Source organism: Polynucleobacter sp. SHI8 (assembly GCF_027944005.1).
In the GTDB taxonomy this organism is placed as follows: Bacteria; Pseudomonadota; Gammaproteobacteria; order Burkholderiales; family Burkholderiaceae; genus Polynucleobacter.
Genome location: NZ_AP027204.1, coordinates 1,700,972 through 1,719,165, shown reverse-complemented (window position 1 = coordinate 1,719,165; position 18,194 = coordinate 1,700,972). Strand labels below are relative to the sequence as shown.

The 18,194-nt window shown below is 41.4% G+C and carries 19 protein-coding genes; 18 read left to right on the top strand and 1 reads right to left on the bottom strand.

The window, feature by feature from the left end:
- The first annotated feature begins 67 nt into the window (after nucleotides 1–67).
- The 3 genes from QMN06_RS08620 to maiA are packed head-to-tail and all read left to right on the top strand — an operon-like array spanning nucleotide 68 to nucleotide 2,998.
- Nucleotides 68–1,279, top strand: a complete 1,212-nt coding sequence (locus QMN06_RS08620; protein ID WP_281969715.1) for a 3-hydroxybenzoate 6-monooxygenase — start codon at nucleotides 68–70, stop codon at nucleotides 1,277–1,279.
- 19 nt (nucleotides 1,280–1,298) lie between these two features.
- Nucleotides 1,299–2,339 carry a cupin domain-containing protein gene (locus tag QMN06_RS08615; RefSeq protein ID WP_281969714.1) on the top strand — a complete coding sequence of 347 codons (1,041 nt, stop codon included), beginning with the start codon at nucleotides 1,299–1,301 and terminating at the stop codon, nucleotides 2,337–2,339.
- A 20-nt stretch (nucleotides 2,340–2,359) separates the two neighbouring features.
- Complete coding sequence (gene maiA, locus QMN06_RS08610; RefSeq protein WP_281971757.1) at nucleotides 2,360–2,998, top strand: maleylacetoacetate isomerase; 639 nt, start codon at nucleotides 2,360–2,362, stop codon at nucleotides 2,996–2,998.
- Nucleotides 2,999–3,002: 4 nt separating this feature from the next.
- Here the strand turns inward: maiA and QMN06_RS08605 are convergent, their stop codons facing one another.
- Complete coding sequence (locus QMN06_RS08605; RefSeq protein WP_281969713.1) at nucleotides 3,003–3,785, bottom strand: 3-hydroxybutyrate dehydrogenase; 783 nt, start codon at nucleotides 3,783–3,785, stop codon at nucleotides 3,003–3,005.
- 156 nt (nucleotides 3,786–3,941) lie between these two features.
- On the opposite strand from QMN06_RS08605, the gene ppk2 reads away from it, so the two are divergent.
- The 15 genes from ppk2 to QMN06_RS08530 all read left to right on the top strand — a co-directional run bounded on the left by ppk2 (nucleotide 3,942) and on the right by QMN06_RS08530 (nucleotide 18,180).
- Nucleotides 3,942–4,844 carry a polyphosphate kinase 2 gene (gene ppk2, locus QMN06_RS08600; protein WP_281969712.1) on the top strand — a complete coding sequence of 301 codons (903 nt, stop codon included), beginning with the start codon at nucleotides 3,942–3,944 and terminating at the stop codon, nucleotides 4,842–4,844.
- 149 nt (nucleotides 4,845–4,993) lie between these two features.
- Complete coding sequence (locus QMN06_RS08595) at nucleotides 4,994–5,983, top strand: VOC family protein (RefSeq protein WP_281969711.1); 990 nt, start codon at nucleotides 4,994–4,996, stop codon at nucleotides 5,981–5,983.
- Nucleotides 5,984–6,008: 25 nt separating this feature from the next.
- Complete coding sequence (locus QMN06_RS08590) at nucleotides 6,009–7,223, top strand: amino acid ABC transporter substrate-binding protein (protein WP_281969710.1); 1,215 nt, start codon at nucleotides 6,009–6,011, stop codon at nucleotides 7,221–7,223.
- A 13-nt stretch (nucleotides 7,224–7,236) separates the two neighbouring features.
- Nucleotides 7,237–8,088: a branched-chain amino acid ABC transporter permease gene (locus QMN06_RS08585; protein ID WP_281969709.1), complete on the top strand. Its 852-nt coding sequence runs from the start codon at nucleotides 7,237–7,239 to the stop codon at nucleotides 8,086–8,088.
- On the top strand, nucleotides 8,088–9,827 hold the full coding sequence (locus tag QMN06_RS08580) for a branched-chain amino acid ABC transporter ATP-binding protein/permease (RefSeq protein WP_281969708.1): 1,740 nt from the start codon (nucleotides 8,088–8,090) through the stop codon (nucleotides 9,825–9,827). The genes QMN06_RS08585 and QMN06_RS08580 overlap by 1 nt, the downstream gene beginning before the upstream one ends.
- A complete protein-coding gene (locus QMN06_RS08575; RefSeq protein WP_281969707.1) occupies nucleotides 9,827–10,537 on the top strand; it encodes an ABC transporter ATP-binding protein in 711 nt (236 codons plus the stop codon). Before QMN06_RS08580 ends, QMN06_RS08575 begins: the two co-directional genes overlap by 1 nt.
- A 23-nt stretch (nucleotides 10,538–10,560) precedes the next feature.
- Entirely contained in the window at nucleotides 10,561–10,863 is a 303-nt protein-coding gene (locus QMN06_RS08570) for a YciI family protein (protein WP_281969706.1), read from the top strand.
- A gap of 57 nt (nucleotides 10,864–10,920) precedes the next feature.
- Nucleotides 10,921–12,039: an amidohydrolase family protein gene (locus QMN06_RS08565; RefSeq protein ID WP_281969705.1), complete on the top strand. Its 1,119-nt coding sequence runs from the start codon at nucleotides 10,921–10,923 to the stop codon at nucleotides 12,037–12,039.
- A gap of 36 nt (nucleotides 12,040–12,075) precedes the next feature.
- Complete coding sequence (locus tag QMN06_RS08560) at nucleotides 12,076–12,933, top strand: fumarylacetoacetate hydrolase family protein (protein WP_281969704.1); 858 nt, start codon at nucleotides 12,076–12,078, stop codon at nucleotides 12,931–12,933.
- A 46-nt stretch (nucleotides 12,934–12,979) separates the two neighbouring features.
- Nucleotides 12,980–13,849, top strand: a complete 870-nt coding sequence (locus QMN06_RS08555) for a fumarylacetoacetate hydrolase family protein (protein ID WP_281969703.1) — start codon at nucleotides 12,980–12,982, stop codon at nucleotides 13,847–13,849.
- Nucleotides 13,850–13,918: 69 nt separating this feature from the next.
- Entirely contained in the window at nucleotides 13,919–14,602 is a 684-nt protein-coding gene (locus tag QMN06_RS08550) for a haloacid dehalogenase type II (RefSeq protein ID WP_281969702.1), read from the top strand.
- Between the two features lie 22 nt (nucleotides 14,603–14,624).
- On the top strand, nucleotides 14,625–15,311 hold the full coding sequence (locus QMN06_RS08545; RefSeq protein ID WP_281969701.1) for a glutathione S-transferase family protein: 687 nt from the start codon (nucleotides 14,625–14,627) through the stop codon (nucleotides 15,309–15,311).
- A gap of 37 nt (nucleotides 15,312–15,348) precedes the next feature.
- A complete protein-coding gene (locus tag QMN06_RS08540; RefSeq protein ID WP_281969700.1) occupies nucleotides 15,349–16,080 on the top strand; it encodes a glutathione binding-like protein in 732 nt (243 codons plus the stop codon).
- 49 nt (nucleotides 16,081–16,129) lie between these two features.
- A complete protein-coding gene (locus QMN06_RS08535; protein ID WP_281969699.1) occupies nucleotides 16,130–17,266 on the top strand; it encodes a PatB family C-S lyase in 1,137 nt (378 codons plus the stop codon).
- 17 nt (nucleotides 17,267–17,283) lie between these two features.
- On the top strand, nucleotides 17,284–18,180 hold the full coding sequence (locus tag QMN06_RS08530) for an alpha/beta hydrolase (RefSeq protein WP_281969698.1): 897 nt from the start codon (nucleotides 17,284–17,286) through the stop codon (nucleotides 18,178–18,180).
- Nucleotides 18,181–18,194: the final 14 nt, after the last annotated feature.

Here is an 18,194-nt window from a genome sequence, read left to right as displayed (position 1 = left end):
AAAGATTTTTACTTTAGCATATAATTTAATAAGTATACTTACTATTAGTGAAATTAAGGAAATTCTCATGAATCAACCCAAGCACTCTTTCCCCATTATTGTTGCAGGTGGTGGTATCGGTGGTTTAGCTGCTGCTTTGGCTTTAACTCGTCAAGGATTTCGAGTCAAGGTATTAGAAAAATCTCCAGAGCTCGGAGAAATTGGAGCGGGAGTGCAATTTGGTCCCAACGCCTTTGCTGCTCTCGATGCTTTAGGTGTAGGAGAAAAGGGCCGCGCTCGAGCCGTATATACCGATGATATGGTGATGCATGACTGTATTGATGAAAGTATCGTGGGTAAGATCGAAACGGGCCAAGAATTTTTAGAGTACTTTGGCAATCCTTATGCAGTGTGTCATCGTGCTGATGTGCACATGTCATTGCTTGAGGGGGCAAGAGAAACTGATCGAATTGAAGTTCTGACAGCAACCGAAGTGGTGCGAGTAGAGCAGGATGATAAGGGTGTGACAGTTTTTGATCAGCATGGTCAGGGGCATATGGGTTTAGCTCTTATTGGCGCAGATGGAGTGAAGTCTTCTGTTCGAGAGCAATATGTGGGAGATGAGGCTCGTATTTCAGGGCATGTGGTCTACCGTGCTGTGGTCGATAAAGAAGACTTTCCACAAAATCTAGCATGGAATTCTGCAAGTATTTGGGTTGGTCCGAATCATCACTTAGTTCATTATCCTCTTCGAGGTGGGAAGCAATTTAACGTCGTTGTGACTTTTCATAGTCGTGAAAAAGAGGCGTGGAGTGTTACCGAAGGAAGCAAGTCTGAAGTGGAGACCTATTTCCAAGGTATATCGCCCAAAGCCCGACAACTCATAGATTTACCAAAAAGTTGGAAGCGTTGGGCTACAGTGGACCGTGAGCCTATTGGACAGTGGAGCTTTGGTCGTGTGACACTCTTGGGAGATGCAGCCCATGTGACCTTACAGTATTTGGCGCAAGGTGCTTGTATGGCGATTGAGGATGCGGTGACATTGGGTGAAGCAATTAAAAAATGTGGCACCATAGATAATCTAGATTTTGAAAAAGCATTTGATTTATATCAACGCTCTAGAATTACAAGAACCGCTAGAATTGTTTTGTCATCTAGAGAGATGGGCAGAATTTATCATGCACAAGGTGTTGAGCGTTTGGTGCGAAATGATTTATGGAAAAACAAAACCCAAGCAGAATTCTATCGCTCGATTGAGTGGTTATATGGTTGGAAAGTAGATAATTGCCTCGCAGAATAAAGGAATATAGGAGATCAATATGAGTGAACTCGGAAAATTAGAAGATTTGCCACAAGAATATCGAGATGCTTTAACCAAACTCAATCTGGTCCCCTTGTGGCCAAGTTTGCGCGGTGTGATGCCAGCCAATAAACCTCGTCCCCATACAGTCCCAACGCTTTGGAAATATCAAGATATCAAACCCCTGCTGTTGCAAGCTGGAGAATTAACACCGATTGAAAAAGCAGAGCGTCGTGTCTTGGTCTTAGCTAATCCAGGCCATACTTTAGAGAAAATGCAAGCAAGTCCTGCCATGTATTTGGGTATGCAATTGTTATTGCCAGGTGAATGGGCAGCCTCACATCGACACACCCCAAACGCTATTCGGATGATTGTAGAGGGTGAGGGTGCTTATACCACCGTTGAAGGTGAAAAGTGTTACATGAGTCGTGGTGATTTGATATTGACACCAACCGGATTATGGCATGAGCATGGTCACGACGGTAAAGATCCGGTTGTTTGGTTAGATGTACTGGATTTACCCCTTGCATATTACCTAGAAGTCTCTTATCACAACGATGGCGTGAAGCAAGACAATGTCAACGAATCCACAGAAACTTTTTATACAACGGGCGGTGTTGTACCTTCACCGATGTTTGAGCGTTCTAAAAAACAATATCCGATGTATCGTTATCCATGGACGCATGTGCGTAAAACATTAGAAAATATGGCTCAAGTTCAGCCCCAAGTTGAAATGGTTTCGGTCACGTATGTCAATCCAGAGACTGGTGATGATGCGGAAAATATTTTAGGCTTTTACGCCATGATGTTACGTCCTAACCAAACGATTCAATTACCAGTCAGATCACCCTCGATTGTGTTTCATGTGATTGAAGGAGCATGTGATATTCAAGTAGAAGCAACAAACTATCCTCTGCAACAAGCTGATACATGCTGTGCGCCGGGTTATACCCCTGTGACATTAAAAAACACTTTAAATCAGCCAACATTTTTATTTATGACTGACGAAACGCCACTGCATCGTAAATTAGGTGTTTTTGAGAATCGCTCTAAAAAATAACACAAGAGATTTTGAACATGATGAAACTTTATAGTTTTTTTCGCAGTGGTACATCTCATCGACTGCGTATTGCCCTTAATTTAAAAGGCGTTCAGGCAGAATATATTCCAGTTGATCTGCGTACGGAAGAGCATTTAGGTGAAGTCTTTAAGGCAATTAATCCACAGGGCTTTGTGCCCGCATTAGTTGATGATCAGCTTGTACTTACCCAATCACCAGCAATCATAGAGTGGTTAGAGGAAGCTTATCCTGAGCCAGCCTTACTGCCGGCAGATCTTAACCATCGAGCATATGTTCGTGCTTTAGCGGCTATCGTTGGTTGTGATATGCACCCTCTCAATAATCGCCGGGTTCTTGAACGACTACGTCTCGAGATGGGGCAGGATCAAGAGGCAATTCAAACATGGTGTACGACTTGGCTCAAAGATGGTTTTGATGCCTTTGAAGCGCTTTTAAAAGGTCGTCAACTGTCCGGAACTTTCTGTTACGGTGATCAGCCTTCAATTGCTGATGTTTATCTGGTTGCCCAAATAGAAGGTGCCAGACGATTTAAGGTTGATATTTCAGCTTGGCCAATCATTGCCAAGATTGAGCAGAGCTGTATGGCTCTCGAAGCCTTTAAAAAAGCAGCACCGATGCAACAAATCGATGCTGCTTAATTAATTACTGCGCTGTCCAACCACCATCGATAGGAATGATAGCTCCTGTAATGGATGCCGCATCTTCTGAGGCTAAGAAATGAGCTAAAGCTGCGACTTGTTCGATCGTCACAAATTTCTTAGTGGGTTGCGATTGCAGTAATACATCATTAATCACTTGTTCTTCAGTAATACCACGGGCTTTTGCAGTGTCAGGGATTTGTTTTTCGACGAGCGGAGTCCAAACATAGCCTGGGCAAATCGCATTCATCGTGATACCACATGTTGCCGTCTCTAAAGCAACCGTTTTTGTTAAACCGGCGATTCCATGCTTGGCAGCAACATAGGCTGACTTAAAAGGAGATGCTACTAAAGCGTGGGCAGAAGCTATATTAATGATGCGACCCCAGCCTTTTTCTTTCATCTTTGGCAAAGCAGCACGTATGGTGTGGAAACTGCCAGATAGGTTAATGGCAAGAATAGCATTCCATTTTTCAATCGGGAATTCTTCAATTGGAGTTACGTGCTGAATACCGGCGTTATTGACCAAGATATCAATCGCACCAAACTCGCTTTCAATACTTTGAATCATGGCAGATATTTCATCTGCTTTTGACATGTCAGCACCGTTATAGCGGACTTCAACACCATGTTCTTTCGCCATTGTTGCACGAATTTCTTCAATGGCTGCAGCGTCGCCGAAGCCATTCAAAACGATATTCATGCCTTTAGAGGCAAAATTCTTGGCAATTCCAAGACCAATTCCACTGGTAGAGCCAGTGACTAAAGCTACTTTGTTTGCTGACATAAGGACTCCCTTTTTAAAAAATATGTGTTTTTCTAATGTATCTAGTTATTAAGTAAAGTTCATGAAATTCCTAATTAAGAATTAATATGAATATTCATTTAAATGTAACAAATTACTGAGAAACTACAAATCCGATTCTTTTAAAGGTTATTTCCCATGGAAAATTCAGATTACAGTTACCGTATTCATCAAGAAATGCTTGATAGTTTTGATGAAGAACTCGAGTTAGAGATTGATGATGATCGTCTAGATGGATCTCCAGAAAGTGACGAGAAAAAAGCCGCGCGTCAGAAATACTTTAAAGAACTCTTAAGACTCCAGGGGGAACTTGTTAAATTACAAGACTGGGTTGTCGAGAAAAAGCTCAAAGTCCTCGTCATTTTCGAAGGTCGCGATTCAGCAGGTAAGGGTGGTGCTATTAAACGTATCATGCAACGTTTAAACCCACGTGTTTGCAGAACTGTTGCTTTGCCAGCACCTAATGAGCGTGAAAGAACACAATGGTATTTCCAACGTTATATTAATCACTTGCCAGCGGGTGGAGAGATTGTCTTATTTGACCGCAGTTGGTATAACCGTGCCGGCGTCGAAAAAGTCATGGGATTTTGTACAGATGATCAGTATGAACAGTTCTTTGAGGACGTTCCAGAATTTGAAAATATGATTATCCGTTCAGGCATTATTTTGGTGAAATACTGGTTCTCCATTACGGATGATGAGCAACATTTACGTTTTATGATGCGTATCAACGATCCTTTAAAGCAATGGAAGCTATCCCCTATGGACCTTCAGTCTCGTGCAAGATGGGAAATGTACACCAAAGCTAAAGAGTATATGCTTGAAAAAACCCATACAAAGACATCACCATGGTGGATTATTGATGGTAATGACAAGAAAAAAGCCCGTATTAACTGTATTTCTCACTTTTTATCTCAAATTCCTTATCAAGAAGTTGAGCATGCTCATATCGAATTACCTGAGCGTGTCCACAACCCTGACTACATTCGTGGCCCAATTCCGGCGGAAATGTACGTACCAAACGTCTTTGATAAGTCTTAAAAAAAACCGCTTCGGCGGTTTTTTTATTTCCTTAGCCTTATCTACTTTACTTTGTTCAATCAATTGAACAAAGTTCCGATATTAATGTACTAAAATATAAAAACAAAATTATTTATTAATTAATTTAAGAAGAAATATAAGGAGATTCAATGAATAAACCCTTAACCATGGCGCAAACAAAACGTCAGGGCACATTAGCCGTTCATTCGATTGATGAATTTGTCTTTACTGTTCCTGATTTAGCCGTTGCTGAAGAGTTCTATACTTTGTTTGGTTTAGAAGTGAAACATGCCGGTGATGAGCTAGAAATTTATGCCTTTGGAAATCCACACCGTTACTTTAGAGTTCAAAAAGGTCCTAAAAAGCGTTTGCAGTGGATGACTTACGGGATTTATGCTGAGGATTTTGATGCGTTTAAAGCTCATCTTGCGACTTTAGCCATTCCAACGATTGCCTCACCTGATCCAACAGCGAAAGATGGTGTTTGGATTATGAGCCCAGACGGCTTTCCGATTCAAGTTCGCGTTGCCGAAAAAACCTCACCTTCCGCACCACCTCCAAGAGTATTTACTCCTGAATCAAATGGAGCTGGGAGATCGCCAAATAAATCTAAAGTGCATAAAGTGCATCCTCAATATTTGTCACATGTTTTGATCTTTACCAAAAATGTAGATCGTTCATTAGAGTTTTATGAAAAAGTCCTAGGCCTTCGATTATCTGATTCTGCAGGTGAGGACTTAATTGCCTTTGTTCATAGCCCTCATGGTAGTGACCACCATTTACTCGCTATGCTGAAATCAGATGATTATGGTTATCACCATACAAGTTGGGCAGTCGAATCGATCGATGATGTCGGTTTTGGTTCAATGCAAATGCGTGATGCCGGTTATACAGAAGGATGGGGTGTTGGACGTCACGTTTTAGGATCGAATTATTTCCGGTATGTGCAAGACCCTTGGGGTGGTTTTGCTGAGTACTCTTATGACATTGATTTTGTGCCACACGATTTAGATTGGCCAGCCAAAAACCATCCACCAGATGATTCTTTATATGCATGGGGTCCTGATGTGAAACCTGACTTTGGCCATAACTATGAAGCGGCTGGTGAGGCATTTGTTTCACCTCGTAAAAAACCTTAATTAATTATTTTAAAGAGAGAAAAAAATGAGACAAACAAAACGCGTATGGTTAAAGAATTCGCTAATGATGGGGCTTATGACCATCGCAGCGATTGGAATCAATGTTCAAGCACAACAAACAAAAGCGCCTATCAAAATTGGTAGTACCTTAGCTTTGACTGGCCCTCTAGCCGCTACAGGTATTGTGCATAAGATTGTTGGCGAAATCGCGATTGAAGATATAAATAGTCGTGGTGGTTTGCTTGGTAGAAAGGTCGAATGGATTTTAAAAGACGATCAGTCCAAGCCTGATGTTGCTAGAACTTTGTATGAGCAGCTCATTACAAGCGATAAGGTCGATATGTTGATGGGGCCTTATGCAACTGGGGCTATTTTATCCGCGATGGGCGTTGCCCAGCGCAATGACAAAGTATTGATTCATCATACCTTTGGTATTCCGAATCAAGCGAAGTATGACAAACAGTTCCCAACCTGGGCTCTTGGACCTCGCCCAGAAAAAACTTCCCCATCGATTGTCTTTGATGCTGTTGCTACACTGCCTAATCCGCCTAAGACCATTGCGATTGTTACCTCAAAGTTTCCATCGATTTATTTTATGTCGGTTGGGGCGCGTGAAGTCGCAAAAACTAAAGGCTTGAAAGAGATTTTGTATTTGGAGTGGGATTTCGGCAACAAAGATTTTGGAACCATAGCAGCTCGTGTAAAAGATGCTAAGCCTGATATGGTTTGGATTGGGGATATTGGGGCTGAAGGCGTACAACTTTTAGAAGCGATGAAAAAGATTGATTACTCGCCACGAATTCATACCCATATTTACCCTTCACCAGGATTAATGGCTCAGTCTCCAGAGGCTGATGGGGCAATTGCGATTTCTTTGTTCCAAGAGCATCCACCATTTACTGCCAATAAGGGTGCTGCAGAGTTCGTTAGAAAGTTCCATGAAAAAGCACAAGCAGCTGGATTGCCATATCCGTTAGTTGAAGTTCAAGCAGCTACATCATATAGTGCTTGGCAGACTCTAGAGGCAGCTGTGATCGCCACGAAGAGCTTTGATGATGCTACGATTGCCAAGTGGTTAAAAGCCAATAAAGTAGATACTGTTTCAGGCAAGTTGCGCTGGGATGGTGAAAACAATTACGGCGATGACTTAATGCGGGTTGCTCAATTACAAAATCGTAAATGGGTCATGGTATATCCAAAAAATGTTGCAGCCCCTGGGGTAAAAATCGAAGTTAAGTGATTAGGACGAAGTTTTGCCAAGTTTAAATTTGCTGATCCAGTCAGCTGTTTCTGGAGTATTGCTCGGAGGTTTGTACGGATTGATTGGCCTAGGTTTAGGCCTTTCATGGGGCTTTTTGGGACAAATTAATTTGTCTCATTTTGCTTTTGTATTCTTATCTGCTTATCTAAGTTTTGACCTAGTCAATAAATTGGTAATAGACCCCCTAATTTGCTTAGTGATTTTCCCTCCGATATTTTTCGTCATTGGGGTTGCTTTACATTGGTTGATTCGTAGATTCCAAATCACTCCTTTTAATTCTTTACTATTGACGTTTGGCTTAACGGTCATTATTGAAGCATTTATTCAATGGGTTTGGACAGCTGATTTTGTTAAGTTACAAACCTCTTATGGCGATAAAAAAGCAGAAGTTTTTGGGATTTATCTGCCCTTCGCCGAAACGATGGGTTTTTTGATTGCCGTATTAGTTGCTGTGATGGTCCATATCGTCATGAAATATACCGATTTAGGTAAAGCTGTCAGAGCAATTGTTCAAGATCCAAAAATGGCTACTGCCTTTGGTATTCCCCAAAAAAGAATCAGTTTAGGCATTGCAGGGGTATGTACAGCACTCGCTGCATTAGCAGGTGTTTGCGTGGCGATGATTTATACCTTAAATCCATCACAAATGTATACGTGGATAGGTGTTATTTTTGCGGTAGTTATGTTGGGTGGTTTAGGCAGTTCTTTTGGCCCCTTAATTGCGGGCATCGTGATTGGAGTTTCTGAAGCACTTACCATGGTATTTGTGAACCCGTCATGGGCGCCGATCGTCTCTTTTTCCTTGTTAATTGCCTTATTGTTGTTTAGGCCAGGTAAGCTCTAATGAAACAATCAAGTTATGGTTTAGTTGTTCTTGCTGGTGCATTATTTGCCATGTTGCCTTGGCTCAATATGCCAGCTTTTTGGCAATCGTTTTTGTACATTGTTTTTTACTGGGGTGTATTGGCAGTTTCATGGAATTTATTTTCTGGAGTATCAGGATATTTTTCATTTGGCCATGGCGCTTTCTTTGGTATTGGAATGTATACCGTGGCTTATTTTTGTGGTCATTTGGAAATACCATTTTTACCGATACTCATTGTGGCGGGATTTCTTGCAGGATTATTTGGCTTAGGCATCGGTGCTTTAGTCTTTAGAGTTCACAATGTACGTGGCGAACTGTTTGCCCTTTTGACATTGGCAGTCACTTTTGTGATTGCTACGATTGTTCTCAATACTCCCATAGACGGTGGACCGGGAGTTTATCTAAATTCAGTAGCAATTCCTAAGTTTGGCCCAAATGCCGCTGGGACTTTTTATCTGATGATGCTGGCTTTGTTGATCATAACGTTGTTAGCCGCCATTTGGATTTATTCATCTAAGTTAGGCTTAGGACTCAGCGCGATTCATGATGATGAAGACGCAGCTGAAGTGATGGGTGTGCCGACCTATCGATCTAAATTAGTAGGATTATTTATTTCTACTTATTTAGCTGGAATGGCAGGGGCCATTCAAGCCTTATTTGTGTCTTATGTAACGGCGAATGAGACCTTTTCGATTACCGTGCCTTTATTTGTGGTTTTAATGAGTGTCTTAGGTGGTACACGCCATTGGGCCGGACCTCTATTAGGCGCTATTGTGATCACAGGAATTCAGTACTTTTTTACCGTTGGTGATAGTGCTTTAATGGGTAAGATGATTTTGGGATTGATTTTAATTGCAGTTATTTTATTTATACCGAATGGGTTGTTAGGCAACTTTGCACGATTGCGAGCAAAGAAAAACTCACAGAAAATTGTAGAAACCTTAAAAAATACCTATATACAGTCATCTACTAATGAGCATCATCGCCCCACATCTCAGGTGTTATTACAAACCCACGCCTTGAGTAAATCATTCAGTGGAGTGAAGGCATTACAAAATTTAGATCTGGAAATTTATCAGGGAGAGATTTTAGGTTTACTTGGCCCCAATGGTTCTGGAAAATCCACCTTTATTAATGTCATCAGTGGACATTTTGCGGCTACTGGTGGTCAAAAAATATTTCAAGGTGAGGATATTACTGGTCTTAGTGCACATGAGATCGCCGTCAAAGGAATTACAAGAACCTATCAAACACCTCGACCCTTTAATGAATTAACTGTCTTGGATAACACACGACTGGTTGCTTCATACGCTGGCAATACCTCATTAGAAGAGGCTGGTGAATTAGCCTATGCGGCCTTAACGCAAGTAGGACTTGAGCATAAAGCTGATGCATTACCTTCAGACTTAAATCTGCATCAAAGAAAGTTTTTAGAGTTTGCACGCGCATTAGCGGCAAAGCCAAAGTTATTGATGTTGGATGAGGTGCTTTCTGGGCTCACGCCTAGTGAAATTCAAAGTTCTGTGGAGCTTATTCAAAAGATTCGAAGTCAAGGCACGACTATTTTATTTGTAGAACATGTGATGTCAGCCGTCATGGCATTAGCTGACCGCATTGCCGTGCTCAATCATGGGCAACTCATTGCTAAGGGACTACCAACTGAAGTGATGCGAAACCCAGAAGTGATGGCCGCATATTTAGGGAAAAAGGCAGAATAATGTTGGAGCTAAAAAACATTCAAGTAGCTTATGGCCCTGCAACGGCTTTGTGGGATGTTTCTCTTAACGTTCAATCAGGTGAATTGGTTTGTGTTGTTGGACCCAACGCGGCAGGCAAAACGACCTTAATTAACGCGATTGCGGGACTCAACCCATTAGTGAGTGGCATGATGCAGTTTAATGGCCAAGATATGGCTAAATTACCAGCCCATCAATTTTGTGATGCCGGTATTGCACTTGTTCCTGAAAGCCGCCGACTATTTGTTGAAATGAGTGTCTTAGAAAATTTAGAATTAGGTAGTTATATTGCTCGAGCAAAAGCACAGCGTGCGCAAACTTTAGAAATGGTTCTTGAGTTATTTCCGATACTCAAAGAAAAAATTAATCAAGTCTCTGGCGCTTTATCTGGGGGCCAACAACAAATGGTAGCGATTGGACGGGCTCTCATGGCAAAGCCTAAACTTCTATTGTTAGATGAGCCATCATTAGGATTGGCACCTTCGATTGTGATTGATATGTTTGCTGCAATTAAAAAAGTCAATCAAGAAGGAATTTCGGTATTATTAGTTGAGCAAAATGTAAGTATGGCATTAGAAATTGCGAGTAGGGGGTATGTGTTGGAAGAGGGGCGAGTAGTTGCAGAAGGGGTTGCTAATGAATTACTCAATAGTCCACAAATTCAGAAAGCTTATTTAGGAATCCATAGTTAATTATTATTTTCAAGGAGATAAAAATGATTTTTATGTTTCAGATGTTAGACAAACCAGATGCGTATGCTTTACGTGATGAATTGAGACCAATTCACAAAGCCTATTTAGCTACCAAAGCTGATGATATGGCATTTGCAGGCCCTTTGAAGAATGACGATAATACAAAAATGGTTGGAACTTTATTAGCCATTGATTTTCCAAATCGCGAAGCTGCTGCCGCTTGGATTAAAGAGGAGCCATTCACAAAAAATGGAGTTTATGCCAGCATGCAAATTTACCCCTTTGAAAACCTTTGGGCCCAGAAAAAAGGATTTCCCGGCAATTAAGAGAAGTATGGTTCAATCAAAACAACATGAATAACTTGATCATCAAGGAGACCAAAAATGAAGCACCAATTTAAATGTAGCAATCAGCTTTGTAATTGTTCAACTTTGCAAATTGCGCAGGATGATCAAGTTGATCAATCCTCACGCCGTTCTTTTTTAAAGACGACAGGTGCTATGACGGCACTTGGACTTGCTGGCGGAATGTCAATGACGAATGCGAATGCGATTGGCTCTGGGATTATTGATACGCATCACCATTTTTATTCGCCTAGTTATATGAAGGCTTGGGTTGATTACGAAGTTTCCAAGGGATTACCTCATTTTCCAACGCAACTTGCTTGGACACCTGAAGGTGCAGTGGCGGCGATGGATCAGGCTGGTGTGCAAAAAGCTATTTTGTCCTTAGCTTCAACACCCGGGGTGTGGTTTGATTTTGATTTGCCAAAAATTCAAGGCATTGTGCGCGAAGTGAATGATTTTGGCGCACAAATGATGAAAAAGTTCCCTGGTCGATTTGGCTTATTTGCAGCAGTCAATATGATTGATGTAGAAAGTTCCTTGAAAGAAATTGCATATGCCTTTGATGTATTGGGAGCTGACGGCGTTGGAATACAAACAAATTATGGCGATAAATGGCCCGGACATCCTTCATTTGCACCGATTTTTGAGGAATTAAATCGCCGTAACGCTGTCGTGTATTTCCATCCATTGGTGGCGACTTGTTGTGCGAGGTTAAATACTGGTACTTATGGCTCAGTCATTGAAGTGCCGCACGATACAACTCGCGCTGTGACAAACTTATTGCTCACCGGATCATTTTTAAAGTTTAGAAATATTCGCTGGTTGTTCTCGCATGCGGGGGGAACAATCCCGATGCTTGCTGGACGCATTAATTATTTCCATGGAAATAAACCCAACACAGCAACATTTGCGCCGAACGGTATCGAAGCTGAATTACAGCGCTTGTATTACGACACGGCCAATGCAACGCATCCCTCAAGTATGGCAGCATTATTGAAATTAGTACCCCCTACACAAGTGACTTATGGTAGCGACTATCCTTATGTGCCCATGAATACTCAGGTGAAGTCCCTTGAAAATCAAGGTCTTAGCGTAGATGTGGTGGAGCGTATTGAATATCTTAATGCGCAAGCATTATTATCTAAAGTTCGTTAATTCAATTCAGTAGTTTATTTTTTTAAAGGAAATGCAATGAGATTGTTACGTTTTAAAACACCAGATGGACATCCTGCTCTTGGCGCTCGTATCGGCGACGAGGTGATTAACTTAACTGAACTAGGATGCCCTGGTACTTTAGATGAGTTATTACGTCACGGTGCTGCTGGTATGGCATCTGCAAAAGCTGCGATTGAAAAAGCAACTAAGCGTATTCCTTTATCTAGCGTGCAACTCATGCCGCCACTGCATCATCCGCATAAAGCATTTGCGATTGGTCTTAACTATGTTGATCACGCTCATGAAGGAAACTTCACACCACCAACACAACCTGTTTTGTTTCATCGTTTTCCAACCTCTTGGGTTGCTCATGGCGTAGCGATTGAGCGTCCAAAGGTCTCTCCTGAGTTCGACTATGAAGGTGAAATTGTCGCCATTATTGGTAAACCAGGTAAATACATCACTAAAGAAAAAGCATTGGATCACGTTGCTGGTTATAGTATTTTTAATGATGGCTCTATTCGTGACTATCAATTTAAGTCAAGTCAATGGATGTGGGGTAAGAACTTTGATCGCAGCGGCGGTTTCGGGCCTGAGTTTGTTACAGCAGATGAAGTTCCTGCTGGAATGGTTGGTATGAATATTGAAACCCGTTTAAATGGTCAAGTGATGCAAAAAGCCAATACGAAAGATATGATTTTTGATGTTGCAACTTTAGTTGTTGCTTGTTCAGAAGGCATGGAATTACACCCAGGCGATATGATTATCACTGGAACACCATCTGGTGTTGGATTTGCCCGTAAGCCTCCAGTATTTATGAAGGCTGGCGATGTTTGTGAGGTAGTTGTTGAAGGATTGGGTACTTTAAGTAACCCAATTATCGACGAGGCTTAATATATTAACCCTGGCCCCATTTTGGGGCTTTTTTTTGTAGAAGATTATGAGAATATTTACGTTTGAAAAAGCTGGAAAGCCTTGTATTGGACTTTTAAGAACACCTGAGGCGCAAGAGTTTATTGATTTAGAAATTGCTGGATACGAGCATAGCCATGATATGGTTGCTTTACTTGGACAATCTGACTGGAAAGATGTTTTAGATGCCATTTTGGAAGAAGAGCCATTAAATGCAATTAAGCCAATGGCAGGTGTGAAATTTTTACCACTGGTATCTAATCCAGGCAAAATTATTTGCGTAGGCCTGAACTATGCTGATCATGCCAAGGAAGGTGGTCATGCGATTCCTGAGCATCCAAGTTTCTTTTTAAGAGTGAATTCTTCTCAAGTGGCGCATCAGCAACCGATGCGTGTTCCAAAAGCATCGGCAAAATTAGATTATGAAGCAGAGCTTGCGGTTGTGATTGGACAAAAAGCGCGTCATTTAACTTTAGATAATGCCTTGGATTGTGTTGCTGGATATTCTTGTTACAACGATGGTTCTGTGCGAGATTATCAACGTAAAGGTACCCAGTGGACACTAGGTAAAAACTTTGACGATACAGGCAGTTTTGGTCCTTGGTTAGTCACAAAAGATGAACTTCCACCGGGCGGAGATGGCCTACGTATTCAGGCACGCTTAAACGGTACAGTGTTGCAAGATGGCAATACATCGAATTTTTTATTCGATGTGAAGACTGTTCTAAAAATCGTTTCTGAGTGTATGACTTTAGAGCCTGGCGATGTGATTATTACGGGTACTCCTGCAGGAGTAGGTTACGCAAGAACGCCACCAATCTTTATGAAAGCTGGCGATATTTGTGAAATTGAAATTGAAAAGATTGGTGTGTTGCTTAACACCATGGCAAATGAATAACTGTGTTGCTGATACAAGTAAAAGCCCCATCGTAAGATGTGGCTTTTTTTAACTCTGGAGTTTTAAGCTATGTATAAAGTTGTAGCATTTGACGCCTTTGGAACCATCTTTGATGTGTATTCCATGTCTCAATTAGCGGAAGAGATTTATCCAGGAAATGGTCAAGCAATTTCGATGATGTGGCGTGACCGACAAATTGAATATACAAGATTAGTGAGCATGGCGGATCCAGGTCAAGAGGGATCAAGCTACTACACATCCTTCTGGGACTTAACAATCAAGGCATTACACTATACTTGTGCTCGGCTTAATCTTCCGATGACTGAAGCGATTCAAGAGCGCCTCATGGACCAGTATGCGCAATTAGACATTTTTCCTGACGTGGTTCCTGTTTTAAAAGAATTACAAGGCAAAGGGATTCAAACCTCGATCCTCTCGAATGGCAGTCAAGAGATGTTAAGAACGGTGGTCGCTAATAATCAACTAGATACATATTTTGATAAGTTGATCTCAGTGGATGATGTTCGCCATTTTAAAGTCATGCCACAAACCTATCAATTAATTTTAGATAAATTTGCTTGTCAAAAAAAAGATGTATTGTTTATTTCATGTAATGCTTGGGATATTGTTGGGGCTGCTTGGTTTGGTTTACCAACCTATTGGGTAAACCGCTTCAGTTTACCCTTTGAAACTATTGGATTGCCACCTACTTATCAAGCATCTAGCCTGATTGATTTACCTACTTACTTATGAATTTAATTTTAGAAAGGTTCTTATGATTAAGTTTTTCTATCACCCATCGCCTAACCCATTAAAAGTGGCACTTTTTTTAGAAGAGTCGCAATTACCTTATGAGTTGGTTCCTGTAGATACCCGTAAAGGTGAACAGCACGATCCAGGATTTCTGACAGTGAATCCAAACGGTAAAACACCGGCTATTCTAGATGGTACGATTCCTGTATTTGATAGTAATGCAATCTTGCTATATTTGGCGGCCAAGCATCATTTGTTTTTGCCCGTTGAGAATGATTCCCATAAAGCACAAATTGCCTCTTGGCTCATGTTTGTTGCATCTGGTATTGGCCCATATTGTGGTCAAGCGGTACATTTTAAGAAATTTGCTCCAGAGCCTAAAGAGTATGCAGTCAACCGCTATGAATTTGAAGCATGGCGTCACTGGAATATCATTGAAGCGCATTTGACCGACAAACAATGGATGATTGCCGACGAGTATAGTATTGTTGATATGTCAGTTTGGGGTTGGGCGCGGATGATTCCGTTTATATTAGGTGATGATGCTTGGGAGAAGTTGCCCAACATCAAGCGTTGGCTTGATGTCATTAATGCACGTCCAGCAGCACAACGCGCTGAGGCTTTAAAAGCTCAGTTTGATTTTAAAATGACAGTAGATGCAGATGCGTTGAGACACCTGTTTCCGGCGAATGCTAAATTAGGCTTATAGTTTTTTGATTCAATTGAATATGAAATGGAAAAAATAAATGAACAATAAAAAAACCGAATCACCAGCAATACAAGTTTATTCTTGGGCTACGCCTAACGGCCATAAGGTTCACATCATGTTAGAAGAGTGTGGCTTCAAATTAGGTAGAGACTGGGAAGCACACCCTGTCGATATAGGTAACGGTGATCAGTTTAAACCCGAGTTTTTAAGTATTAGCCCGAATAACCGAATTCCAGCTTTGGTAGATATGAATGGACCAGATGGTAAGCCTATCAGTGTTTTTGAATCAGGCGCTATTCTTTTGTACTTGGCATCCAAGACGGGCAAGTTCTTACCAAAAAGTACTACCGATAAATTTAAGGTTATGGAATGGCTAATGTTCCAAATGGGTGGAGTGGGCCCGATGCTCGGACAGACCCATCATTTTCGTATTTATGCTCCTGAGAAAGTTGAATATGCCGTGAATCGCTATACCAAAGAAGCAAACCGCTTATATGGTGTGATGGATCGTCAGTTAGCGAAAAATAAATATATTGCGGGGAAGACTTATTCCATTGCTGATATAGCTATTTTCCCATGGTTACGGAGTTGGAAAAATCAAGGTGTTGAAATGTCTGAGTATCCTCATGTACAGGCTTGGTTCCAAGAGATAGAACAACGTCCAGCAGTCAAGCGTGGAGTAGAGGTTTTAACCCACCTGCGTAAACCCAAGCATGATGACAAAGCCAATGAGATTCTTTTTGGCTTTAAAGCAGAAGACAAGAAGTAACTCAATAAGTCCCCGACCTGAACTACCGGTTGGGGATTAAAATTTCTAGATGAAACATTTATTTGATCAAGTTATTGATCGAACACATTCAGACTCTATTCGTTGGGATAAATATGGTCCTGATGTAATCCCTTTATGGGTTGCTGATATGGATTTCCAGTCTCCCGAGTGTGTGGTGCAGGCATTGCGCAAACGTATTGATCAGGGAGTTTACGGTTATACCTACGCTAGTCAATCTTTAAAAGAAAGCATACAAGAGTACGTCAATAGAAGGTACGGGTGGCGTATTGAAACTACGTGGATTCATTTTTTACCCAGTGTCGTGACTGCTCTGCACTTATCTGTGCGGATGCTGACTCAGCCTGGAGATCATGTGTTGATTCCTGGACCTGTCTATCATCATTTTCTGGATGCAGTGATAGGGGCTGGGCGAGATTACTCGATCTATGACATACGATTACAAGAGGGGCGAGCTACTTTTTCTACGGCGCAATTAGAATCGCTAGTCAAGCCGAACACACGTTTATTGATGCTCTGTAACCCACATAATCCTGGGGGTACAGTATTTACCAAAGAAGAATTATCCACGCTTGCCCAATTTGCGAAAGAGCATCAACTCATTATTTGTTCAGATGAAATTCATGCAGATTTAATCTTGGATGAAGGGTTACAACATATCCCCATGGGAAGTATTGGTGAGGGGATTGAAGAGCAAAGTTTTTCCCTGATGTCTCTAAATAAAACATTTAATTTCCCAGGCCTTGGGTTGGCTTGGGTAATTTGCCCAAATCCACAATTGAGTCAACAACTGCTTAAAGATCTGCACACCCTGATTCCGAATCCTAATTTACTGTCTTATGTTGCTACCCAAGCGGCCATTGAGCACGGTCAAGAATGGCATCAAGCGTTGATTCAATATTTAAGGGCGAACCGAGATTACATCGAGCAGCGTATTCACTCGATTACTGGATTGTCGATGCATCACTTGCAAGCAACCTATTTGGCTTGGATTGATGCCTCTGAACTCAATTGGAATAGCCCATATGAGCAATTTTTAAAGGGTGGAGTAGCATTGTCCCCTGGCTCGCAGTTTGGCGATAATCAATTTTTTCGCCTCAATTTCGGGACACAACGTTCATTGCTTGAAAAAGCCCTTGATCGCATCGAACTTGCGTGTCATCCATAATTCGTTAAGATAGCTCTATGCCAAGTCACTTATCCTCTTATTATTATCAAATTACCAAGGACCAGCTCGTTCTTTGGAATGCCATGACTTTAGAGGAGCGCAGACGTTCTTACGAAGAGATTTCGGTTAAAAGAGCTAACTTCTCACCTGAAGTAGAAGTAGAAATAACTAAAATCGGCAGAGTGACAGGAGAGTGGTTAATCCCTCACGAGCTAAGAAGTGATGGCATCATTATTCATTTACATGGTGGTGCTTTTGCAGTTGGTAATGCCCTAACTCACCGTGCCATTGGAACTCATCTGGCGATGCATGCTGGCTGTAAAGTATTAATGCTCAATTATCGATTATGTCCAGAGCATCCTTATCCAGCTGCGTTAACGGACGTAGTTGAAACTTTTCGGATACTCAAAGACCGTAATCCAAATCAAGCTATTGCATTGAGTGGGGATTCTGCTGGAGGTAATCTAGCGATTACGGCGACCTTGCAACTACAACAACAGCAGCAAGTATTGCCAAATGCATTAGGTTTAATGTGTCCTTGGACTGATTTAAAAATGTCGAATGCATCTCATCAAACGAAGGCTACAGTTGATCCATACTTTCCGAATAGTGAACGTTTAATTGCCTCTGCTAAAACCTATGGAGGGCAGGAGAATTTAACTGAGCCTTTGATATCACCTCAGTATGCCAAAATAAATGCTTTTCCACCGGCGATGACGCATGTAGGTGAATTTGAAGCATTGCATGATGATGGCGCTCTATTTCATCAAAAATTAATTGATGCTCAACTAGAGTCACATTTTGAGGTTTTCCCTTCGATGTGGCATGTATGGCAGCATTTTGCGGGTTTATTGCCAGAGGCTACAGATTCCGTTGAGAAAATCGCTTTATTTTTAAAATCCAAGCTACCTTAAAAATTCTTATATTT

Excerpts from the sequence above, each read along its gene's own strand:
- QMN06_RS08535 (WP_281969699.1), top strand. The coding sequence starts at position 16,130 with ATGAAACATTTATTTGATCAAGTTATTGATCGAACACATTCAGACTCT.
- ppk2 (WP_281969712.1), top strand. The coding sequence starts at position 3,942 with ATGGAAAATTCAGATTACAGTTACCGTATTCATCAAGAAATGCTTGAT.
- QMN06_RS08550 (WP_281969702.1), top strand. The coding sequence starts at position 13,919 with ATGTATAAAGTTGTAGCATTTGACGCCTTTGGAACCATCTTTGATGTG.
- QMN06_RS08605 (WP_281969713.1), bottom strand. The coding sequence starts at position 3,785 with ATGTCAGCAAACAAAGTAGCTTTAGTCACTGGCTCTACCAGTGGAATT.
- QMN06_RS08545 (WP_281969701.1), top strand. The coding sequence starts at position 14,625 with ATGATTAAGTTTTTCTATCACCCATCGCCTAACCCATTAAAAGTGGCA.
- QMN06_RS08575 (WP_281969707.1), top strand. The coding sequence starts at position 9,827 with ATGTTGGAGCTAAAAAACATTCAAGTAGCTTATGGCCCTGCAACGGCT.
- QMN06_RS08540 (WP_281969700.1), top strand. The coding sequence starts at position 15,349 with ATGAACAATAAAAAAACCGAATCACCAGCAATACAAGTTTATTCTTGG.
- QMN06_RS08560 (WP_281969704.1), top strand. The coding sequence starts at position 12,076 with ATGAGATTGTTACGTTTTAAAACACCAGATGGACATCCTGCTCTTGGC.
- QMN06_RS08570 (WP_281969706.1), top strand. The coding sequence starts at position 10,561 with ATGATTTTTATGTTTCAGATGTTAGACAAACCAGATGCGTATGCTTTA.
- QMN06_RS08565 (WP_281969705.1), top strand. The coding sequence starts at position 10,921 with ATGAAGCACCAATTTAAATGTAGCAATCAGCTTTGTAATTGTTCAACT.
- QMN06_RS08590 (WP_281969710.1), top strand. The coding sequence starts at position 6,009 with ATGAGACAAACAAAACGCGTATGGTTAAAGAATTCGCTAATGATGGGG.
- QMN06_RS08620 (WP_281969715.1), top strand. The coding sequence starts at position 68 with ATGAATCAACCCAAGCACTCTTTCCCCATTATTGTTGCAGGTGGTGGT.
- QMN06_RS08580 (WP_281969708.1), top strand. The coding sequence starts at position 8,088 with ATGAAACAATCAAGTTATGGTTTAGTTGTTCTTGCTGGTGCATTATTT.
- QMN06_RS08615 (WP_281969714.1), top strand. The coding sequence starts at position 1,299 with ATGAGTGAACTCGGAAAATTAGAAGATTTGCCACAAGAATATCGAGAT.
- QMN06_RS08595 (WP_281969711.1), top strand. The coding sequence starts at position 4,994 with ATGAATAAACCCTTAACCATGGCGCAAACAAAACGTCAGGGCACATTA.
- QMN06_RS08530 (WP_281969698.1), top strand. The coding sequence starts at position 17,284 with ATGCCAAGTCACTTATCCTCTTATTATTATCAAATTACCAAGGACCAG.
- QMN06_RS08555 (WP_281969703.1), top strand. The coding sequence starts at position 12,980 with ATGAGAATATTTACGTTTGAAAAAGCTGGAAAGCCTTGTATTGGACTT.
- maiA (WP_281971757.1), top strand. The coding sequence starts at position 2,360 with ATGAAACTTTATAGTTTTTTTCGCAGTGGTACATCTCATCGACTGCGT.